General features: G+C 72.0%; 16 protein-coding genes. 12 read left to right on the forward strand and 4 right to left on the reverse strand.

What is annotated here, in order from left to right; all coding sequences use genetic code 11:
* Window positions 1-178 precede the first annotated feature (178 nt).
* The 5 genes from trpC to EG812_RS01000 all read left to right on the forward strand — a co-directional run bounded on the left by trpC (window position 179) and on the right by EG812_RS01000 (window position 5,709).
* Window positions 179-982 (forward strand): indole-3-glycerol phosphate synthase TrpC, encoded by an 804-nt coding sequence (gene trpC, locus EG812_RS00980; RefSeq protein ID WP_013735045.1) that lies wholly within the window; start codon window positions 179-181, stop codon window positions 980-982.
* A gap of 37 nt (window positions 983-1,019) precedes the next feature.
* Window positions 1,020-2,279 carry a tryptophan synthase subunit beta gene (gene trpB / locus EG812_RS00985; RefSeq protein ID WP_013735044.1) on the forward strand — a complete coding sequence of 420 codons (1,260 nt, stop codon included), beginning with the start codon at window positions 1,020-1,022 and terminating at the stop codon, window positions 2,277-2,279.
* Window positions 2,276-3,094, forward strand: a complete 819-nt coding sequence (gene trpA, locus EG812_RS00990) for a tryptophan synthase subunit alpha (RefSeq protein ID WP_013735043.1) — start codon at window positions 2,276-2,278, stop codon at window positions 3,092-3,094. The genes trpB and trpA overlap by 4 nt, the downstream gene beginning before the upstream one ends.
* Window positions 3,095-3,266: 172 nt before the next feature.
* Complete coding sequence (lgt, locus tag EG812_RS00995) at window positions 3,267-4,511, forward strand: prolipoprotein diacylglyceryl transferase (protein WP_126710479.1); 1,245 nt, start codon at window positions 3,267-3,269, stop codon at window positions 4,509-4,511.
* A gap of 13 nt (window positions 4,512-4,524) precedes the next feature.
* Window positions 4,525-5,709 carry an FAD-dependent oxidoreductase gene (locus tag EG812_RS01000; protein WP_013735041.1) on the forward strand — a complete coding sequence of 395 codons (1,185 nt, stop codon included), beginning with the start codon at window positions 4,525-4,527 and terminating at the stop codon, window positions 5,707-5,709.
* Window positions 5,710-6,259: 550 nt separating this feature from the next.
* Here EG812_RS01000 and EG812_RS01005 read toward each other — a convergent pair.
* Window positions 6,260-7,054, reverse strand: coding sequence for a GNAT family N-acetyltransferase (locus EG812_RS01005; RefSeq protein ID WP_233579329.1), 795 nt, complete (start codon window positions 7,052-7,054; stop codon window positions 6,260-6,262).
* Between the two features lie 202 nt (window positions 7,055-7,256).
* Between EG812_RS01005 and gltB the strand changes: the two genes are divergently transcribed.
* From gltB to EG812_RS01040, 7 genes are all read left to right on the forward strand, one after another.
* Window positions 7,257-11,996 carry a glutamate synthase large subunit gene (gene gltB / locus EG812_RS01010; RefSeq protein WP_126710481.1) on the forward strand — a complete coding sequence of 1,580 codons (4,740 nt, stop codon included), beginning with the start codon at window positions 7,257-7,259 and terminating at the stop codon, window positions 11,994-11,996.
* Entirely contained in the window at window positions 11,989-13,497 is a 1,509-nt protein-coding gene (locus EG812_RS01015) for a glutamate synthase subunit beta (RefSeq protein ID WP_126710482.1), read from the forward strand. The genes gltB and EG812_RS01015 overlap by 8 nt, the downstream gene beginning before the upstream one ends.
* A gap of 200 nt (window positions 13,498-13,697) precedes the next feature.
* The gene (locus EG812_RS01020) at window positions 13,698-14,501 is read left to right on the forward strand and encodes an SGNH/GDSL hydrolase family protein (protein WP_102660591.1); all 804 of its coding nucleotides are present in this window, start codon (window positions 13,698-13,700) and stop codon (window positions 14,499-14,501) included.
* 155 nt (window positions 14,502-14,656) lie between these two features.
* The gene (locus tag EG812_RS01025; RefSeq protein ID WP_126710483.1) at window positions 14,657-17,269 is read left to right on the forward strand and encodes an FtsK/SpoIIIE domain-containing protein; all 2,613 of its coding nucleotides are present in this window, start codon (window positions 14,657-14,659) and stop codon (window positions 17,267-17,269) included.
* A 2-nt stretch (window positions 17,270-17,271) separates the two neighbouring features.
* Entirely contained in the window at window positions 17,272-18,147 is an 876-nt protein-coding gene (locus EG812_RS01030; RefSeq protein ID WP_126710484.1) for a hypothetical protein, read from the forward strand.
* Window positions 18,148-18,301: 154 nt separating this feature from the next.
* A complete protein-coding gene (locus EG812_RS01035; RefSeq protein ID WP_126710485.1) occupies window positions 18,302-18,565 on the forward strand; it encodes a DUF6244 family protein in 264 nt (87 codons plus the stop codon).
* A gap of 34 nt (window positions 18,566-18,599) precedes the next feature.
* The gene (locus tag EG812_RS01040) at window positions 18,600-19,007 is read left to right on the forward strand and encodes a hypothetical protein (protein WP_126710486.1); all 408 of its coding nucleotides are present in this window, start codon (window positions 18,600-18,602) and stop codon (window positions 19,005-19,007) included.
* A 21-nt stretch (window positions 19,008-19,028) separates the two neighbouring features.
* Here the strand turns inward: EG812_RS01040 and EG812_RS01045 are convergent, their stop codons facing one another.
* From EG812_RS01045 to EG812_RS01055, 3 genes are all read right to left on the reverse strand, one after another.
* The gene (locus tag EG812_RS01045) at window positions 19,029-19,514 is read right to left on the reverse strand and encodes a hypothetical protein (RefSeq protein ID WP_126710487.1); all 486 of its coding nucleotides are present in this window, start codon (window positions 19,512-19,514) and stop codon (window positions 19,029-19,031) included.
* Window positions 19,515-19,648: 134 nt separating this feature from the next.
* Window positions 19,649-20,194, reverse strand: coding sequence for a Fic/DOC family protein (locus EG812_RS01050; RefSeq protein ID WP_126710488.1), 546 nt, complete (start codon window positions 20,192-20,194; stop codon window positions 19,649-19,651).
* Window positions 20,195-20,222: 28 nt separating this feature from the next.
* On the reverse strand, window positions 20,223-20,819 hold the full coding sequence (locus EG812_RS01055; protein WP_126710489.1) for a type II toxin-antitoxin system antitoxin SocA domain-containing protein: 597 nt from the start codon (window positions 20,817-20,819) through the stop codon (window positions 20,223-20,225).
* Between the last annotated feature and the right edge of the window lie 48 nt (window positions 20,820-20,867).

Raw genomic sequence — 20,867 nt, forward strand, 5'->3', positions numbered from 1 at the left:
GCAAGTCGGCCATTATGCCCGAGCCATTTCGTGAGGAGCGCCATACCCCCGGCGGGCGGTGCCTGGCAGAGCCACCTAGCATCGGCCCATGACACCCGGAGAGGGGAGTCCGTTGGTGACTGCTGAGCATGCGCACGCGGAGGGGGACAAAGCCGGTTCTCCGGCCGCCCCGACAAGCGTGCTCGACGAGATCCTGGCCGGCGTCCGCGAGGACGTGGCCCGGCGGCAGGAGCAGGTTCCGCTGGAGCGGATCCGCGAACTCGCCGCCGCCGCCCCACCGCCGTTGGACGCGTACGCGGCCCTGCGGCGGCCGGGCGTCGCCGTCATCGCCGAGGTGAAGCGCTCATCGCCGTCCAAGGGCCAGTTGGCGGAGATCGCCGACCCGGCCGAGCTGGCCGGCGAGTACGCCGCCGGTGGGGCCCGGGCGATCAGTGTGCTCACCGAAGGGCGCTGGTTCGGTGGCTCGCTGGACGACCTCGCCTCGGTGCGGGCCGCGGTGAACATCCCGGTGCTCCGTAAGGACTTCGTGGTCTCCAGCTATCAGGTGCACGAGGCCCGTGCGCACGGCGCGGACCTGGTGCTGCTGATCGTCGCCGCGCTGGAGCAGAACGTGCTGGTCGGCCTGCTGGAGCGGATCGAGTCGCTGGGCATGACCGCGCTGGTCGAGGTGCACGACGAGGAGGAGGCCGACCGGGCTCTGGAGGCCGGTGCGCAGGTGATCGGCGTCAACGCCCGCGACCTGCGTACCTTGGAGGTCGACCGGTCGGTGTTCGAGCGGATCGCACCGGGGCTGCCGAGCAGCGTCGTCAAGATCGCCGAGTCCGGCGTACGCGGTCCGCACGACCTGATCCGGTACGCCTCCGCGGGTGCCGACGCGGTCCTGGTCGGTGAGGGCCTGGTCACCAAAAAGAGTCCCCGCGAGGCGGTGGCCGAACTGGTCAACGCCGGAAACCACCCCGCCACGCCCCGTCCGGTGCGCTGACGTCGTACCGGTTGTCCTTCGAGGGGGAGGTTCCCCGATGAGCGCAGGTCACGGCAGGAGCACCGCGGAGTCGGCCGGCCCGGCGGCGCAGTTCCCGGACGCCGCCGGTCACTTCGGTCGTTTCGGCGGGCGGTTCGTGCCGGAGGCGCTGGTCGCGGCCCTGGAGGAACTGGACGTCGCACACCGTACGGCGATGGCCGACGAGGCGTTCCGCGCCGAGTTCGGCGCGCTGCTGCGCGACTACGCGGGCACCCCGTCGCTGCTGTACGAGGCCCGCCGCTTCTCCGCCCGCGCCGGTGCCCGGGTGCTGCTCAAGCGCGAGGACCTCAACCACACCGGCGCGCACAAGGTCCGCAACGTGCTCGGCCAGGCGTTGCTCACCCGGCGGATGGGCAAGAAGCGGGTGATCGCCGAGACCGGCGCCGGTCAGCACGGCGTCGCCACCGCCACCGCGGCCGCCCTGTTCGACCTCGACTGCGTGGTGTACATGGGTCAGGTCGACACCGAGCGGCAGGCGCTGAACGTGGCCCGGATGCGGATGCTCGGCGCCACCGTCGTCCCGGTCACCACCGGCAGCCGTACGCTCAAGGACGCGATGAACGAGGCGATGCGCGACTGGGTCGCGAACGTCGACGACACGCACTACCTGATCGGCACCGCCGCCGGCCCGCACCCGTTCCCGGCGCTGGTCCGCGACTTCGTCCGGGGTATCGGCGACGAGGCCCGGCAGCAGTGCCTCGACCTGACCGGCGCGCTGCCGGACGCAGTGACCGCCTGTGTCGGCGGCGGCTCCAACGCGCTGGGCATCTTCCACGCCTTCGTCGACGACCCGCAGGTGCGGCTGTACGGCTTCGAGGCCGGCGGCGAGGGGGTGGCCAGCGGCCGGCACGCGGCCAGCATCACCGGTGGCTCCGCGGGCGTCCTGCACGGCACCCGCACCTACGTGCTCCAGGACGCCGACGGGCAGACGGTCGAGTCGCACTCGATCTCCGCCGGCCTGGACTATCCGGGTGTCGGCCCGGAGCACGCCTGGTTGCACGACACCGGGCGGGCCAGCTACCTGCCGATCACCGACGACGAGGCGATGGCGGCGTTCGAGCTGCTCTGCCGTACCGAGGGCATCATTCCGGCGATCGAGAGCTCGCACGCGCTCGCCGGCACCCTGGCCATCGCCGGGAAGCTCGCCGCCGAGTTGGGTCGGCAGCCCACCATCGTGGTCAACCTCTCCGGCCGGGGCGACAAGGACGTGCACACCGCCGGCGGGTACTTCGGCATCCTGGACGGGGAGTCGGCATGAGTGAGCAGCAGAGCCGGATCGGGGTGGTCTTCGACAAGGCGCGGGCGGAGGGCCGGGCGGTGCTGATCGGCTGCATGCCGGCCGGATTCCCGACCGTCGAGGGCAGCATCACGGCGATGAAGGCGATGGTGGCGGCCGGGGTCGACGTGATCGAGCTGGAGATCCCGTACTCCGACCCGGTGATGGACGGCCCGGTCATCCAGCGGGCCAGCGACATCGCGCTGGCCGGGGGCGTACGCACCCGGGACGCGTTGCGGATCATCGAGGAGGTCACGGCCACCGGCGCGCCGGTGGTCACGATGACCTACTGGAACCCGATCGAGCAGTACGGCGTGGACGCGTTCGCCCGGGATCTCGCCTCGGCCGGTGGCACCGGACTGATCACGCCCGACCTGATTCCCGAGGAAGCCGGCGAGTGGCTCGCCGCCTCGGACGCCCACGGGCTGGACCGTACGTTCCTGGTCGCGCCCTCGTCGACGGACGAGCGGCTGGCGATGACTGTCGAACACTGCCGCGGTTTCGTCTACGCCACCGCGCTGATGGGTGTGACCGGTGCCCGGACGCAGACCTCGGAGGCGGCGCCCGTGCTGGTGTCCCGGGTCCGCAAGGTGACCGACCTGCCCGTCGGCGTCGGCCTCGGGGTGGGCACCGGCGCCCAGGCGGCCACCGTCGCCGGCTACGCCGACGGCGTGATCGTCGGCAGCGCCCTGATCCGTTGCCTCCTCGACACCCCCGACGAACCCACCGCCCTCACGGCCCTGACCACCCTCACCACCGCCCTGGCCACCGGCGTCCGCCACCCCGCCACCCCCTAACCCCGCACCCCTTTTCTCGCCGATCATGCACTTTTGGTCGCACATATGCCTGAAATGTCAGGGTTTGTGGAGGCGGGAAGTGCAAGATCGCGGGGAGTGGGGTGGGTGTGGGGGTGGTCGGGGTGGTGGGCCGGGGTGACGGGGGAGGGGTTGGCAGCGGTAGGGTGCGCGCGTGAGTCTCGCCTCGCCGACGTACCTTGCCGCCATCCCCAGCCCGAGCACCGCCGTGTGGCACCTCGGGCCGATTCCCCTGCGGGCGTACGCGCTGTGCATCATCGCCGGCATCGTGGTGGCCTGCTGGGTCACCGACCGGCGACTGCGCCAGCGTGGGGTCGCTCCCGGCGCGGTGCTGGACATCGCCCTGTGGGCGGTGCCGGCCGGCATCATCGGCGCCCGGATCTACCACGTGATCACCTCACCCGCGGCGTACTTCGGCACCGGCGGTGACCCGATCAAGGTCTTCTACATCCACGAGGGTGGGCTCGGGATCTGGGGCGCGGTCGCCGGTGGCGCGGTCGGCGCCTGGCTGGCCGCCCGGCAGTTGGGCATCCCCTTCGCGGTGGTCGCCGACGCGCTGGCACCCGGCCTGCCCCTGGCGCAGGCGGTCGGCCGGCTCGGCAACTGGTTCAACAACGAGCTCTACGGCAGCCGGACCGACCTGCCGTGGGGCCTGGAGATCCACCGGATGGACGGCGGGCAGGCGCTGCGCGACGAGGCGGGCCGGCCGATCCTGGAGGAAGGGCTCTACCACCCGACCTTCGCCTACGAGGCGCTGTGGAACGTCGGCGTCGCGGCGCTTGTCTTCTTCCTCGACCGCAAGCTGCGGCTCGGCCGAGGCCGGGCGTTCGCGCTGTACGTGATGGGCTACACCGCCGGCCGCTTCTGGATCGAGATGATGCGCACCGACGAGGCGAACACCATCCTCGGCGTACGCCTCAACGTCTGGACCGCCGCGCTGGTCTTCCTCGGCGCGCTGGCGTACTTCCTGCTGGTCCGCGGCCCGCGCCAGTACCTGATCCCGATCGGCGCCTCCGTCGCGACCTCGACGGCGGCCTCCGACGTCTCCCAGGTGGACCTGTCCGCCCGGCAGGCGGGCGAGCAGCCGGTCGCGCCGGAGGGCTACCGGGTGGTCAGCGAGGAGCAGTTCCGCCACTGGCAGGAAACCGGCGAGGCGCCACCCGAGCCCACCGGCACCGACGATCCCGCTACGGGCACCACCACCGACGCTTCCGGAACGAGCACCACCACCGGTACTTCCGGGACGGGCACCGCCTCGACCGGCGATGCCGCGACGGGTGAGTCGGTGACCGCCGCGGGCCGGTCCGACGATGCGGCCACGGCCGAGGAGCGGCCAGGCGACGCGGCCACCGACGGTGGTGCGGCCGCGTCGGCTCGGCCCGCCGAGCGCGACAGCTGAACGAGGGGGCGGTATGCGGACCGCGGTGGTGGTCGGCGGCGGGTTGGGTGGCCTCGCGGTCTCGGGTGCGCTGGCCCGATCCGGCTGGCAGGTCACCCTGCTGGAGCAGGCCGACCGGATCCGCCCGGAACCGACAGCCGTCGTGCTCTGGCCGAACGGGGTCCGCGCCCTCCGTGCCCTCGATCTCGGTGCCGGCCTGGACGCGGTCGCCACGGCGCTGCCCGATGGTGGGGTACGCCGTCCCGACGGTCACTGGCTGGTCCAGCCGCGTCCGGTTCCGGTCGAGCGGCTGCCCGTCGTGGTGCACCGGGAGGACCTGCACGACGCGTTGATCGCAGGGCTGGGTGACCGGGTCGAACTGCGGACCGGGGTGACCGTACGAACGGTACGAGCGGCACCCGGTGCCCGCCCGGCGGTCGGCGACGGCCGGCACCTGTACGAAGCCGACCTGGTGGTGGCGGCGGACGGCGTCGACAGCGTGATCCGTCGTCAGCTCGCCCCCGGAGCCAACGTGGTCAGCTCCGGATGCGCCGCCTGGCGGGCGGTGATCCCCTGGTACCGGGCACCCAACCTGTCCGAGTCGGTCAGCGGCGAGATCCTCGGCGCGGGTTACCGGTTCGTGGCCGCCTCGCTGGGTGAGCGGGGCTCCTCCGGCGCTTCCAGTCGGGGCGGCATCTACTGGATGGCCACCGCCGCGGGCGCTGCCCGACCCGAGCCGCCGCAGACCCAGTTGGCGCTGCTGCGCCGTTGGTACGCCGGCTGGCCCGGGCCTGTCGAGGAGTTGCTGGCCGCCACCGAGCCCGACGACCTGGTGCAGCAGGAGATCCGTGAGCTGCGCCCGTTGCCGAAGGCGTACGGCTTCCCGCTCGGACCGGGCGGGGTGGTGCTGCTCGGCGACGCGGCCCACGCCATGCCGCCGCATCTCGGCCAGGGAGCGTGCCTCGCCTTCGAGGACGCCGCGACGCTCGCCGCATTGCTACGTGAGTCCACGCTGCCCGACGCGGTGCTCGCGTACGACCGGGCGCGTCGCCCCCGCGCGGCCGCCGTGGTCCGTCAGACCCGTCGGATGTCCGCCGTGCTGCAGACCCGGGGCCGACTGGCCCTGCGCGCCCGCGACGTCGCCCTCAACACCATCACCCCGCGCATCCTCGGCACCGCCGCCACCGTAGCCGCCCAGTGGCGCCCCCCACCCCCCTAACCCCACCCTTCCCCTCCCGTCCCTCCCCTCCCGTCCCTCCCTTCCCTTCCCTTCCCTCCCCGCTCGCCGCCGCCCCGCACCCTCGCCCCTCTCGCGGCGTCGATCATGCAGTTCTGGTCGGCACAAAGGGTGGCAGAACGGGATGAAGGGGTGACTGAAAGTCCATGATCGCGGGGGTGTGGCGGGCTCGCGGCGGATTGCGTCCGCTCACCCGCACCCTGACCGCTCGTGCGGCGTCGATCATGCGGTTTTGGTCGGCACAAAGGGTGGCAGAACGGGATGAAGGGGCGACCGAGAGTCCATGATCGTGGGGGCGTGGCGGGCTCGCGGCGGACTGCGTCCGCTCACCCGCACCCTGACCCCTCTCGCGGCGTCGATCATGCGGTTTTGGTCGGTGCAAAGGGTGGCAGAAGGGGATGAAGGGGCGACCGAAAGTCCATGATCGCGGAGTGCGGCGGGGCTGGGGTGGCGCGGGAGGGAGCGTGGGGAGGGGGCGTGGGGAGGGGGCGCGGGGCGGGAGGGCGGGGGAGGGAGGGCGGCGGGGTGGGGGTCAGGGTGGGGGGATGGTGGGGGGTTCGGCTATGCAGGCGGTGCCTATGCGGCGGAAGCCGGCGCGGAGGTAGACGCGGGCTATCTCGTCGCTGCCGGCGGAGAGGAAGATCACCTCGACACCCTCGGTGAGCAGGGCATGGGACAGGGCGGCGGTGACGGCGGCGGCCAGTCCGCGGCGGCGGGCGCTGGGCAGGGTGGCGACTCCGGCGATCTCGGCGACGTCGTCGACGCGCATGGCCATGCCGCTGGCGAGGGCCCCGTCCTCGGGCGTCTCGGCGAGGGCGGCGAGGCGGCTGCCGTCGGCGATGCGGGTCAGCTCCTCGTCCAGGGCCGCGACCTCCAGGCCGTACAGCGCGGTGTCGCGCTGGGCCGGTCCGGCTTCGCCGCGGCTCGTGCCGGGGGCGGCGAAGCCGATCGCGGCGACGGCCCGGCGGGCGGCCACGTCGGCGGCGGTGGGCGGTGTCGAGGCGGTCAGGAGTCGCACCGGTACGTCGGTGAAGGTGGTCGGGTCGGCCAGGGTGGTCGGGTCGAGCACCAGCAGCGGGGCCTCCAGCACGGCGAGGCCGGCCGAGCGGGCCACCGTGAGCAGGTCGGGGTTGATCTCGTGCACCCATTCCAGGGTTTCGGGCAGGCCCAGTTGGCGTTGTCGGGCGCGAACCGCGGTCAGATCGGCCAGCGACGGGGACCGGTCCGCGCCGCGACGAGGGCGGGCGTAGAACGGCCATCCACTGCCTTCGCGGACGAACAGGACGCAACTACCGTGATCCTCCGCGCGAGCGGCGTCTCGCGGCACAGCGTCATAAAATTGTTCCAATCGGCCCAGCAGGTCAGCGTGGTCTGCATCCACCCGGCGAGACTACCTGTCCCAGAGTCTGGACGGTGTGATCAATCTGCACTGGCCCTGCGTACCCAGCCCTAACGTAGACTCAGAAGTCCGTGTAGAGGGCCGACGTCGTCCCGACCATGATCCACCCTGAGTGACGACAGGAGGCCCGGTGGCCTTTGCGTACCCACACCGCCCCCAGCCGGCACCGCAACACCCCCAGGTGACGTCCCCCGCCGGCCTTTACGACGCCGCCCACGAGCACGACGCCTGCGGTGTTGCCTTCGTGGCCGACCTGCACGGTCGACGCTCCCATACGGTGGTCGCCAACGGTCTCGGCGCCCTGTGCCGGTTGGACCACCGGGGTGCCCGCGGTGCGGAACCGAACACCGGTGACGGCGCGGGCATCATGATCCAGGTGCCGGACGCGTTCCTGCGCGCGGTGGTGGACTTCCCGCTGCCTCCGGCCGGCGAGTACGCCACCGGTCTGGTCTTCCTGCCCGACGACGACGCCGGCGAGGCCCGTGCCCGTCAGGTCGTCGAGAAGTACGCCCTGGTCGAGGGGGCGGAGCTGCTCGGCTGGCGGGACGTGCCGGTCGACCCGTCCGACCTAGGTGCCACGGCGCTGGCGGCGATGCCCCGGGTGCGGCAGCTGTTCCTCGCCGCCCGTCGGCTCACCGACACCCCGGCCGGCCCGGCCGGCTCCCCGCTGCGCGGTCTGGAGCTGGAGCGGGTCGCCTTCTGCGTACGCAAGCAGGCCGAGCGGGAGTCCGCCGAGCGCGGCGTGCCGGCGTACTTCCCGTCGCTGTCCGGGCGGACCATGGTCTACAAGGGCATGCTCACCCCGGACCAGCTGCCCGCCTACTATCCGGACCTGACCGACGAGCGGGTGGACAGCGCCATCGCCCTGGTGCACTCGCGCTTCTCCACCAACACGTTCCCGTCCTGGCCGCTGGCGCATCCGTACCGGTTCATCGCCCACAACGGTGAGATCAACACGATCCGGGGCAACCGGAACTGGATGCAGGCCCGCGAGGCGTTGCTGCGTACCCCGGAACTGTCCGGCAACATCCGTCGGGTCTTCCCGATCTGCACCCCGGCCGCCTCCGACTCGGCCAACTTCGACGAGGTCCTGGAGCTGCTGCACCTGGCCGGGCGGAGCCTTCCGCACGCGGTGCTGATGATGATCCCGGAGGCCTGGGAGAACGACCCGGACATGGCCGCCGACAAGCGGGCCTTCTACCGGTTCCACGCCAGCCTGATGGAGCCCTGGGACGGGCCGGCCTCGGTCGCCTTCACCGACGGCGAGATCGTCGGCGCGGTGCTCGACCGTAACGGCCTGCGGCCGGGCCGCTGGTGGCAGACCGCCGACGGGCTCGTCGTGCTGGGCAGCGAGGCGGGCGTGCTCGACCTCGACCAGGCCACCGTGGTCGCCAAGGGTCGCCTCCAGCCCGGCAAGATGTTCCTGGTCGACACCACCGCCGGTCGGATCGTGCACGACGACGAGATCAAGACCGAGTTGGCCGCTGCCGAGCCGTACGCCGACTGGCTGCACGCCGGGCTGATCGAGCTGGACGACCTGCCGGCCCGCGAGCACCAGGTCTACACCCACGATTCGGTACGCCGCCGCCAGCTGACCTTCGGTTACACCGAGGAGGAGCTGAAGATCCTGCTCGCCCCGATGGCCCGTACCGGCGCGGAGCCGATCGGCTCGATGGGCACCGACACCCCGATCGCCCCGCTGTCCACCCGGCCCCGGCTGCTCTACGACTACTTCCACCAGCTCTTCGCCCAGGTCACCAACCCGCCGCTGGACGCCATCCGGGAAGAGCTGGTGACCAGCCTGGCCATGACCATCGGCCCGGAAGGCAACCTGCTCGACCCGGGTCCGGCGAGCTGCCGGCAGATCGTGCTGCCCTACCCGGTGATCGACAACGACGAGCTGGCCAAGATCCTCAGCATCGACGAGGACGGCGACCTGCCCGGCTTCAAAGCGGTACGGGTCTCCGGGCTCTACCGCATCCGCGACGGCGGCGCCGGGATCAAGGCCCGGCTGACCGAGATCTGCCGGCACGTCTCCGAGGCCATCGAGGACGGCGTACGCATCCTGGTGCTCTCCGACCGGGACTCCAACGCCGACCTGGCCCCGATCCCGTCGCTGCTGCTCACCGCGGCGGTGCACCAGCACCTGGTCCGCGAGCAGACCCGCACCCAGGTGGCGCTGATCGTGGAGTCGGGCGACTGCCGCGAGGTGCACCACGCGGCGGTGCTGATCGGCTACGGCGCGGCGGCGGTCAACCCGTACCTGGCCTTCGAGTCGGTCGAGGACATGATCTCCACGGGCGCGCTGGCCGGCGTCGAGCCGCGCGCCGCGATCCGCAACTACGTCAAGGCGCTCGGCAAGGGCGTCCTGAAGATCATGTCGAAGATGGGCATCTCGACGGTGTCGTCGTACTGCGGCGCGCAGGTCTTCGAGGCGGTCGGGCTGGACACCCGCCTGATCGAGCGCTACTTCCGGGGCACCCCGAGCACGATCAGCGGCGTCGGTCTGGACGGCATCCACGCCGAGGTGGCCGCCCGGCACGCGCTGGCCTGGCCGGCACCCGGCCTCACCGCCAGCGACCGGCTGCCGGTGGGCGGGGAGTACCAGTGGCGTCGCGAGGGTGAACTGCACCTGTTCAACCCGGAGACGGTCTTCCTGCTCCAGCACGCCACCCGCAGCCGCCAGTACGACGTGTTCCGCAGCTACACCGCCAAGGTCGACGAGTTGGCCGCGAAGGCCGGTTCGTTGCGCGGGCTGTTCCGGCTGCGTACCGGCGAACTGCCGCCGGTGCCGATCGAGGAGGTGGAGCCGGCCAGCGAGATCGTCAAGCGGTTCGCCACCGGCGCCATGTCGTACGGGTCGATCTCGGCCGAGTCGCACGAGACCCTGGCGATCGCGATGAACCGCCTCGGCGGCAAGTCCAACACCGGTGAGGGCGGCGAGGACGTCGACCGGCTGCACGACCCGCTGCGTCGCTCGTCGGTCAAGCAGATCGCCAGTGGCCGGTTCGGGGTGACGAGCGAGTACCTGGTCAACGCCGACGACCTGCAGATCAAGATGGCGCAGGGCGCGAAGCCCGGCGAGGGTGGGCAGCTGCCCGGCAACAAGGTGTGGCCGTGGATCGCCCGGACCCGGCACGCCACCCCCGGCGTCGGTCTGATCTCCCCGCCGCCGCACCACGACATCTACTCCATCGAGGACCTCGCCCAGCTGGTGCACGACCTCAAGTGCGTCAACCCGGCCGCCCGGGTGCACGTCAAGCTGGTCAGCGAGGTCGGTGTCGGCACGGTCGCCGCCGGCGTGGCCAAGCTCAAGGCCGACGTCATCCTGATCTCCGGCCACGACGGCGGCACCGGCGCGTCCCCGCTGAACTCACTCAAGCACGCCGGCACCCCGTGGGAGCTGGGCCTGGCCGAGGCGCAGCAGACGCTGCTGCTCAACAAGCTGCGCGACCGGGTCACCGTGCAGGTCGACGGCCAGCTCAAGACCGGTCGGGACGTGATCGTCGCGGCGCTGCTCGGTGCCGAGGAGTTCGGCTTCGCCACCGCCCCGCTGATCGTCTCCGGCTGCATCATGATGCGCGTCTGTCACCTGGACACCTGTCCGGTCGGCATCGCCACCCAGAACCCGGTGCTGCGGGAGCGGTTCACCGGCAAGCCGGAGTTCGTGGAGAACTTCTTCCTCTTCCTCGCCGAGGAGATCCGCGGCTACCTGGCCGAGCTGGGTCTGCGCAGCATCGACGAGGCGATCGGCCGCACCGAGCTGCTCGACGTGGCACCGGCGATCGAGCACTGGAAGGCCGGCGGGCTCGACCTGCACCGGGTGCTGCACCTGCCGCAGCTGCCCGATCAGACGGCGCGTCGGGGCGTACGCGCTCAGGACCATGGCCTGGAGCTGGCGCTGGACAACCAGCTCATCGCGCTGGCGGAGCCGGCGCTGCACGGCGACGGCGCGCCGGTGCGGGCCGAGGTGACGATCCGCAACGAGCACCGCAGCGTCGGCGCGATGCTCGGTGGCGAGGTCACCCGCCGCTACGGCGGTGCCGGGCTGCCCACCGACACCATCGAGTTCACCCTGCACGGCACCGCCGGGCAGTCCTTCGGGGCGTTCCTGCCCCGCGGGGTCACCCTGCGGTTGTACGGCGACGCCAACGACTACGTCGGCAAGGGACTCTCCGGCGGGCGGCTGATCGTCCGGCCGGCACCGACGTCGCCGTTCGTCGCCCCCGACGCCGCACCGGGTGGCCGTGCCGAGGACCAGATCATCGCCGGCAACACCATCCTGTACGGCGCCACCGGCGGCGAGGTCTTCCTGCGCGGTCGGGTGGGGGAGCGGTTCGCGGTCCGCAACTCCGGTGCGGCAGCCGTCGTCGAGGGCGTCGGCGACCACGGCTGCGAGTACATGACCGGCGGCACGGTGGTGGTGCTCGGCGCGACCGGGCGCAACTTCGCCGCCGGCATGTCCGGCGGTACCGCCTTCGTCTGGAATCTCGACCGGCGGCGGGTCAACACCGAACTGGTCGACCTGTCCGCGCCCAGCGAGACCGAGCGGGCCCGACTGCACGAGCTGGTGCAGCGGCACTTCGCCGAGACCGACTCGGCGGTCGCCGAACAGCTGCTCAAGCGCTGGCCGGAGGCGGTGGAGGAGTTCACCGCAGTGGTACCCCGGGACTACCGCCGGGTCATGGAGATCATGCAGGCCGCCGAAGCCGCCGGCCAGGACGTCGACGACGCGGTGATGAGCGCCCTGGCGGCGCCAGCCGCCACACAATCGCAGCCGGCGCCCACCGAGGCGTCGCAGCCGACGCCCGGTGAGGTGTCGCTGGCACCCGCGAACCGGGTGGTCGCCCAGGAGGTGGCTCGTGCCTGACCCGAACGGTTTCCTGCGCTACCCCCGCCGGGTGCCGGCGCGCCGGCCGGTGCCGGTGCGCATCAGCGACTGGCGGGAGGTCTACCCACCGGCCGGTGAGGAGCTGATCCGCGAGCAGGCGGCCCGGTGCATGGACTGCGGCATCCCCTTCTGCCACAGCGACACCGCCGGATGCCCGCTGGCGAACCGGATCCCGGACTGGAACGACCTGGTCCGCACCGGCAACTGGGACGCGGCGGTGGATTCGTTGCACGCCACCAACAACTTCCCCGAGTTCACCGGTCGGCTCTGCCCGGCGCCCTGCGAGGCCGCGTGTGTGCTCGGCATCGCCGGGGGTGACCCGGTGACCATCAAGCAGGTCGAGGTGGAGATCGCCGACGCCGCGGTGGCCCGGGGGCTGACCCCGCGTGCGGTGCCGCCACCGACCGGGCGGTCCGTCGCCGTGGTCGGTTCCGGCCCGGCCGGGCTCGCCGCCGCGCAGCAACTGGCCCGCGCCGGTCACGCCGTCACCGTGTACGAGCGCGACGACGCGATCGGCGGCCTGCTGCGGTACGGCATCCCCGACTTCAAGCTGGAGAAGCGGCACATCGACACCCGGCTGGCCCAGCTCACCGCCGAAGGGGTGCAGTTCCGTACCGGGGTCAACGTCGGCGTCGACATCACCGCCGAGCAGTTGCGCGAGCAGCACGACGCGGTGCTGCTGGCCTGCGGTGCGTTGCAGGGCCGCGAGACCGACACCCCGGGCCGGCAGCTGCGGGGCGTACACCAGGCGATGGCGCATCTGGTGGCGGCGAACCGGGTGGTGGCCGCGGCCGGTGAGGGGCGGCCCGCCCTGGCCGTCCTGGCCGACGGTACGCCTATCGACGCGGCCGACAAGCACGTGGTCATCATCGGCGGCGGCGACACCGCGGCGGACTGCCTCGGGGTGGCCCACCGGCAGGGTGCGGCCGGCGTACACCAGTTGGACCTGTACCCGCAGCCACCTCGGGCCCGCGACGAGGCGCGCGACCCGTGGCCGACCTGGCCGTGGATCCTGCGCGAGTACGCGGCCCACGAGGAGGGCGGCGAGCGGGTCTTCGCGGTGGCGGTGCAGGAGTTCGTCGACGACGGCACCGGGGCGGTCCGGGCGGTACGCATCGCCGAGGTGACAGTCGAGAAGCGCGACGGCCGGCGGATCGTCACCGCCGTGCCGGGCACCGAGCGGGAGTTGCCCGCCGACCTGGTGCTGCTGGCGATCGGCTTCGAGGGCACCGAGGAGCAGCCGCTGCTGGCGCAGTTCGGGGTTGCCCGCAACGCCCGGGGCGCGATCGACTCGCGGGCCGACTGGCAGACCGGGTCCGACGGTGTCTTCGTCGCCGGTGACATGCACCGGGGCGCCTCGCTGATCGTCTGGGCGATCGCCGAGGGCCGGGCCGCCGCCGCGGCGATCCACACCTACCTCGGCGGGGTGGGCGCGCTTCCTGCGCCCGTGCACGCCGGCTCCCGCCCACTCGCGGTGTAAGGAAGGGCCCCCTTTTAACGTCTCGTGTAGAGCAGGGGTCCCCTGTTAACAGCACACCGACGGCACCCGGCTGGATCAGGCGGGTGCCGTCGGCTATTCCCTTCATTCACTTGTTTCGATAGCATTACCGCCCAGTAACAACCCTTGGCCACGCGCGCGGTTCTCGGGCTCCACCACCACCCCCCTGTGGAGGTCCGTCCATGCCCCACCGTCCGCTGGCCCGCGCCCTCGCAGCGCTGGTCGCCCTCGCCACCGCCACCCTCGGCGCGCTGGCCGTCCCCGCCGCCGCCCAGGCAGCCGCCGCCCCCATCCACTATGTCGCCCTCGGCGACTCGTACTCCTCCGGGGTCGGCGCCGGCCCGTACGACCTGTCCACCTGCCTGCGCAGCCAGAAGTCGTACGCCCCGCTGTGGGCCGCCGCCAACAACGTGGCCAGCTTCCGCTTCCCCGCCTGCGGCGGCGCGGTCACCGCCGACGTGCTCAACAACCAGCTCAGCTCGCTGAGCAGCACCACCACCATGGTCACCATCACCATCGGCGGCAACGACGCCGGGTTCGCCGACGTGATGACCAGCTGCCGCTTCGGCAGCACCTCCAACTGCACAAACGCGGTCAACGAGGCGAAGGCCTTCGCCACCGGTACGCTCCCGGCCCGGCTGGACCGCACCTACGCCGCCATCCGCGACCGGGCCCCCAATGCCCGGCTGATCGTGCTCGGCTACCCGCGTCTGTTCGAGACCGGCTCCTGTGGCCTGCTGGCGATGAGCAGCCAGAAGCGCATTCTGCTCAACGAGGCCGCCGACGTGCTCGCCCAGGTGACCGCCGACCGGGCCGCCGCAGCCGGTGCCACCTTCGCCGACACCCGGCCCACCTTCGCCGGTCACGGCGTCTGCGCCGCCCAGCCGTGGATCCGCGACGTCACCGGCGTCATCGAGGCGTACCACCCGAACGCCGACGGCTACCGCCACGGCTACCTGCCGGCGCTCAACGCGGTCACCGGCTGACCGCCCACCCTCGACGGCCGGCGGTCCGCACCCGCGTACCGCCGGCCGACGTCGTCCACCGTGGAGCCGACACGTCCGGGTGCGGACACGTGCCCGCCTCGCCGCGGTCCGTTAGGGTTTCACCGACCAGACGGCCGTCGGCGGAGGGGCAGACGTTGGGCAGGCTCGCGTCGGCGTACGGGCAGGCGATCGGCGCACACCGGGCCGCCCGGGCCCACCTCGACGCCGCTCGGCACGCGTTGCAGCAGAGCACACCCACCGCCCCGACGGTCGACCCCGACCTGCTGGCCCTGCTGGCCCGGGTCGGTGGCACCCTGGCCACCCCGACGCCGGGCACCCCGCTGGCCGGACAACCGGTGCCGGTACGCCTCGGCGAGGCGGTCACCGCCGGTGGCGGCTTCCCCGTCCTGGTGCCCCTCGGCGCCGGACATCATCTCGCCGTCGACACCGACGCCCGCGACCCGGCCGTGGCCGCACTGCTGCGCGCGGTCGTGCTGCGCCTGCTCGCCACCGCCGCACCCGGCGGCGTCCGGGTCGCCGGGTGCGACAGCGCCGCCCTCGGCGCCACCTTCGGTCCACTGCGACCCCTGCTCGACGCCGGCGTCATCGACTCACCGGCCACCACCGAGCCGGAGGTCGCCGCGCTGCTCGACGCCGCCGAACAGCACGCCCGTACCGCCCGGCAGGCCGCCCGGCCGGACCAGGAACTGCTGGTGCTGGTCGCCGCGTCGGTGCCGTCGCCACGGGACGCCGCCCGGCTCGCCGCGCTCACCCACGCCGGTCCGGCCGCCGCCGTCTGCGTCCTGCTCGCCGGCTGGCGGGCGGCCGGTCCGGGCGAGCCGGCGCCGCCGCTGGGCGCCACCACCGTGCTCCGGATGATCGACGAGTACGCCCGCGTCGGCGACCCGCCGCACGCACCGTTCAGCGCCGACGGCAGCGGCCTGGCCGTCCCGGTACGGCTCGACGGCGACCCGCCACCGGCCTCGGTCGCGGCGCTCGCCACCCACCTCGGCGAGGCGGCCCGCCGGGGCGCGACGATCGGCTTCGCCGACCTGCTGCCGTCGCGACGATGGGCTGACTCGGCCCGCGCCGGACTGCGTACCGTGGTTGGTCGGGCCGGTCGCGAACCGTTCACCATCGCCTTCGACGACACCACCCCGCACTGGCTGGTCGGCGGGCGCACCGGCGCCGGCAAGACGGTGTTCCTGCTCGACGTGCTCTACGGGCTGGCCGCCCGCTACGCCCCGAGCGAGTTGCAGCTCTACCTGCTCGACTTCAAGGAGGGGGTGAGCTTCACCGAGTTCGTCCCCACCGGCCGCGACCCGTCCTGGCTGCCGCACGCCCGCGCCGTCGGCATCGAGAGCGACCGCGAGTACGGCGTGGCCGTGCTCCGCGAACTGCGCCGCGAACTGCAGCGGCGGGCCACCGCGCTGAAACGTCACGGCGTCACCAAGCTGGCCGACCTGCCCCCCGACACCGCAGTGCCACGGATCATCGCCGTGATCGACGAGTTCCAGGTGCTGCTCGCCGGCAACGACCCGATCTCCCGCGAGTCGGTGGACCTGCTGGAGGAGTTGGCCCGCAAGGGCCGCTCGTACGGCGTGCACCTGGTGCTGGCCAGCCAGAGCACGACGGGCATCGAGGCACTCTACGGCCGCGCCGAGGCGGTGTTCGGGCAGTTCGCGTTGCGGGTGGCGCTGCCCGGCGGCGGGGGAGTGCTCGACCCGCTCAACGACGCCGCGGCCACCCTGCCGGTCGGCTCGGCCGTGATCAACACCGCCGCCGGCGTGACCGGCGCGAACACGGTGATCCGCTTCCCCGACGCCTACGCCGCCGTCGACGAGTTGACCCGACTGCGGCACGAGCTGTGGCAGGCCCGCCCGTCGGATGCCCGGCCACCGTCGGTGTTCCGAGGCTACGAGACCGCCCGCGTCGAGGACGACGCCACCTTCACCGGCCTGCGCCCCGGCGGCCGACGCCCCCTGGCCCTGGTCGGCCGCACCGTCGACGTGGACGGCACCAGCGCCCTGTTCATCATGGACACCGCACCCGGCCGGCACCTGGCCGTGGTGGGCACCTCCGCCGCCGGTGCCGAGGTGCTGCGCGCCGCCACCCTGAGCCTGGCCCGGCAGCACACCCCCGGCGAGGCGACCTTCCTGCTCGCCCCGCTGGTCGCCGCCGCCGACCCGGCGGCCGACGACACCGCCGCCAGGCTGACCACCGCCGGCCACCCCGTGGTACGCCTCGACGCCGCCGCCCTGCGCCGGCACCTCGCCACCCTGGCCGCAGCCGGCGGCCCCGGCCCGACCGCTGAACCGACGGTGGCGAGTGGATCGGCAGGGGACGCCGGGGCGGTCGGAAGCGACATGCCTGGTGCCGCGCCGGGGCGTAGCTACCTGGTGGTGTTCGGGATGGACGCGGCAGCCGGGCTGCTCGCCGAGTCCGATCCGGCCACCTTCCGTTCCGGCCACGACGACCTGCGTACCCTGCTGCGCCAGGGCCCCGGCCACGGGGTGCACCTGCTCGGCTGGTGGCGTGGGCTGCGCCGGCTCGCCGACGACCTCGGCGGGACGCAGAACCGCGACGACGTCGCCTGCCTGGTCGCGCTGAACGTGCCCGGCGCCGACCTCGGCCTGCACCTCGGGGTGCACGACCTGGCGTACACGCCCCGAGCCGACCGGGCCCTGCTGGTCGACCGGCACGATCAGCGGATCCGGCTGATCGTGCCGTTCGCTCGCGATGGGTACACCGCCGAGGGGCAGGAGTGAACGTGTCCACCTTCGACGAGTACGCCGCGCTGGTCCGTCACCTGTCCACCCAGCAGCGCGCCAGCGAACAGGGTGTCGCCGCCGACGAGCAGCGGCGACGGGATCTCGGCGCGACCGTGGAATACCTCGATCGTCGACTGCTCGCCCAGGGGCAGCGCCTCGACCAACTCGGCCGCACCATCGGCGTCACCTCGCCACCCCCCGGCCCACCGGGCAGCGTGCCCACCTCCGGCCCGCCAGGTCCACCCGGCGTGCCCACCTCCGGTCCGCCTGCGCCGTCTGGTCACGCGGGAGCAGGTGGCTCGGGACCGGGGACGGGGTGGGACGGCGGCGCAGCCGCCGCGCCGGGGCGGTCGGGGGTCGGGGCGTACCCCCAGGTGGGTGTGGGGGAGGCGGAGCGGGCGTTGCCGGTGGCGGTGAGTGCGACGGCGGCCGGGGTGCCGGGGCAGCGGGCCGGGGAGGTCGATGCGGCGACGGAGCTGGAGATGGCCCGGCGGTGGGCCGACGAGGCCGACCGGTACGCGCAGCAGACGGAGGTGCTCGCCCAGCAGCCGGCGCTGCTGCCGACCTGGTCGCCGATAGCCCGGGCGTTCGCCGTCTACCTCGCGTTCGCCGCCGTGTCGGTGCTGATCATGCTGGTGATGGTGCTCGCCTCCGGGGTCGGCGTGGTCGGCGGATGGACGCTGTTCTCCTGGATGTGTGCCGGCCTGCCCGCTGCCTCGCTGATCGGTGGCTGGCTGGTGCTCGGCCGCTGGGGTCGGCCCGCTGTCGGCGCGATGACCGCACCCCGCTACCCGGTGATCGGCTTCCTGCTCTGCTTTCTCGCCGTCCCGCTCGCCTACTGCGGCTACCTCATCCTGATCCGCACCCTGCGGTGAACCTCCGTCGAGATCTTGGAACGTCAGCGCCCCTCCAGGGGCACTTTCGTACCAAGGTCTGCGCGGAGGTTCAGGGTGTCGCGGCGGGTGCGGGAGTCTCGTAGGCTCCTCTGTGGTTGCTCGTGGTGGCAAAGGGTCAGGCGGGGGAGGGCTTGTGAGTGCAGCGGAGATGATCGCCAGGCTGGCGGCAGCGGCGCAGAAGCTGGACGAGGCGAAGGCGAAGACGGCCGCCGCCGCGCAGGACGCGGCCGAGGCACGGCAACTCGTCGCGGGCGCGTTGCAGGGCGTCGCCGCCGGGCCGCTGATCAACATGATCGATTCGTACCGGCAGGCGCTCGCGCAGGCCGCCCAGGGCGGTGAGCCCGCCAAGCAGCAGGTCCAGGAAACCATCGCGAAGGTACGCGCACTGGGCAACTGACCGCCGACGGCGGGACGAGGGTGGAGGTGGCGCAGTGGGTGACGGCGGGATGCTTGACGGGTTCCACATCGGACATCTGCCGGACGGGCTGGGCGATCTGGTCTCCGACTTCGCCAGCGAGTGGGAGGACGTGCAGATCACCAGCCGGGTCTGGGAGCGGCAGACCGCCGACGGATACCGGGTGGATCTGCGGGTGCATGTGCTGCGCGGGCCGCGGCTGAGTGACCTCGATGGGCTACGTGAATTCCTCGTCGACTATCACGAGCGGGAACTCGACGATTCGCAGTTGGTCGACTTCCCGCACCCCGACGGGCCCGGTCGGGCGACCGATGCGCAGGCGTTCTGGCTGACCGAGCCGGGGGTCGCGGTGACCGTGCTTGTCGACCCTGAGCAGGTAGGTCAGGACGACCTGTTCACCGTTGCGCGGGGCATCGTCCGGTAGGGCGCGCCGACGGCTTGAGCGCTACGCCGACGGCTCGTACCGGTCCTCGGCGGCCTCCGTCAGGTGACACCGGACGATCGCCCGGCAGGAGGTGGCCAGCAACAACCCGATGCCAGCCGCCATGATCGGCAGCCCGACACCGAAGGACCGCTCGGCCACCGCATTCAGGCTGCTCTGTTCGCCCAACATGGCGAAGCTCGCCGCCACCACCGCAAGCGCGTTGACCAGGGTGCCCACGGCGGCCACCATGCCGGTCATCGCCGCCACCACGCTCCGCCCTGCCCACAGTGCCGCCCCGGCAGCCAGCAGCAGCCACGCGAAGGTGATCAGAGTCCAGCCACCCCCGCTGCTGAGCGACGCGTACTCCCAGCCGGAGAACGACCACACGGCCCGATTCTTCTTGAACCAGGGCATCAGGTATCCGATGAGAGTGACCAGAGTGGCCACGAGCATGCCCGTGTCGACGGCGACCAACCGGAGCGATGAGGCCTGCGGTGTCGTGGACATGATCCTCCTCGTCATCGAATTACGGAGCAGCATCGTACGCGCGCTCCATGATCGCGACTTGGTCGCGCGTGGCCTCGGCACCTGGCGGAAGTGAAAGCACTGTGGACACTGCCTTGGTCACGCTGCGTGATGCCTCAGGTCAGCCGTCGCACGACAGGGCGCAGCACTGTGATCAGCGGGTCGAGGTCGGCCGTGATGAGGTGCTGCTGGCAGGCGGTGATGTTCGCTTCCGCGTTCAGTTCGGACCAGTCGAGCAGGTAGCCGGCTGCCGCCGCTAGCTGCCGCAGGAACGAACGGATGGTTCGTCCGTTGCCTTCACGGAAGGGGTGACACACGTTCAGCTCACCGTAGTAGTGCGCGAGGGCTTCGACGAACGCGTCCGGACGCAGACCGAGCAAGAAGCTGTCCTCGGGGAGCCGGCTGAGGATGGCGCTTACTTGATCGTCGATGAAGCGCCAGTGACAGAACCTTGCACCGGGCTTGCTGATGTCTACTGTCCTGGTTTCTCCGGCCCACGGGTACACGGCCGCGAAGAGGTGTCGGTGAAAGTCTTGGAGGTGCTCCAAGCCGTAATTGCCCGGAAGGATCATCCGGGAGGCTTGGACCTCACGGATCGAGGCCAGCCTGGATTCGACCTCGTTCAGTTGCTTGATATCGGAGATGCCCAGCTTGTTCTTCAAGCAGTCTGAGCCTGGCCAGCAGTACGGGTCAGTCTCGGTCACCGCAGATCCGGGCGATCTCTTGAGCGATCAGCTCGTCGGCGTCGATGACGCCGGAGGCGACATCGCGAAGCTTGTCCTGCCAGTCCTCGTCGAACTCGACGCCTTCAAGTGCGGCGTTCGCGGATGCGAGGGTGACGGCGGTCTCGACGCTTGCCACCTGCCGGGCGAAGTATGTCCGCATCAGGTCGGTGCTGAGTTGTTCGGTCGAACTAGCGGACTCGGGAAGGGCGCCGCGGGCGACGCGCCAAGGAAGCTCGTTGTGGGTCATGGTCGACAGTTCGGTGGCTGAGAATTTGCCGTAGCTCTCGGTCACCCAACGGACCGTGGCCGCCTGGGCCGGTGTCAATTGAGACGGCTCGCCGTGCGGCCACTCGGACACGATGAGCTGCCGTCGGTGGTGGCGGTAGAGGAGCGGCACCACCGGGCCCTCGCGCCATGCCTCGATCGGCTCCTGAAAGAGGGGGTGGCCCTCGCGCGCCAGGTGCCAGCCCTGGCAGTAGTAGACGAGCTTCTCCAACTTCATGGCGGTCATGGGGCCGAGTTCGCTCAACACCGCCGCCGCAACGTCGTGTGCGTTGGCCATCGGCGGTACCTCCTTCCCAGCTCCTCAATTCCCGCCCTGAGCCTGCTT

Origin of the sequence: Verrucosispora sp. FIM060022, from assembly GCF_003977705.1 — a bacterium.
Classification (GTDB): Bacteria; Actinomycetota; Actinomycetes; order Mycobacteriales; family Micromonosporaceae; genus Micromonospora; species Micromonospora gifhornensis.

What these genes read in the sequence shown, in the direction of transcription:
- EG812_RS01000 (WP_013735041.1), top strand. Translation starts at nt 4,525, where the DNA reads ATGCGGACCGCGGTGGTGGTCGGCGGCGGGTTGGGTGGCCTCGCGGTC.
- trpB (WP_013735044.1), top strand. Translation starts at nt 1,020, where the DNA reads ATGAGCGCAGGTCACGGCAGGAGCACCGCGGAGTCGGCCGGCCCGGCG.
- EG812_RS01020 (WP_102660591.1), top strand. Translation starts at nt 13,698, where the DNA reads ATGCCCCACCGTCCGCTGGCCCGCGCCCTCGCAGCGCTGGTCGCCCTC.
- EG812_RS01045 (WP_126710487.1), bottom strand. Translation starts at nt 19,514, where the DNA reads ATGTCCACGACACCGCAGGCCTCATCGCTCCGGTTGGTCGCCGTCGAC.
- trpA (WP_013735043.1), top strand. Translation starts at nt 2,276, where the DNA reads ATGAGTGAGCAGCAGAGCCGGATCGGGGTGGTCTTCGACAAGGCGCGG.
- EG812_RS01055 (WP_126710489.1), bottom strand. Translation starts at nt 20,819, where the DNA reads ATGGCCAACGCACACGACGTTGCGGCGGCGGTGTTGAGCGAACTCGGC.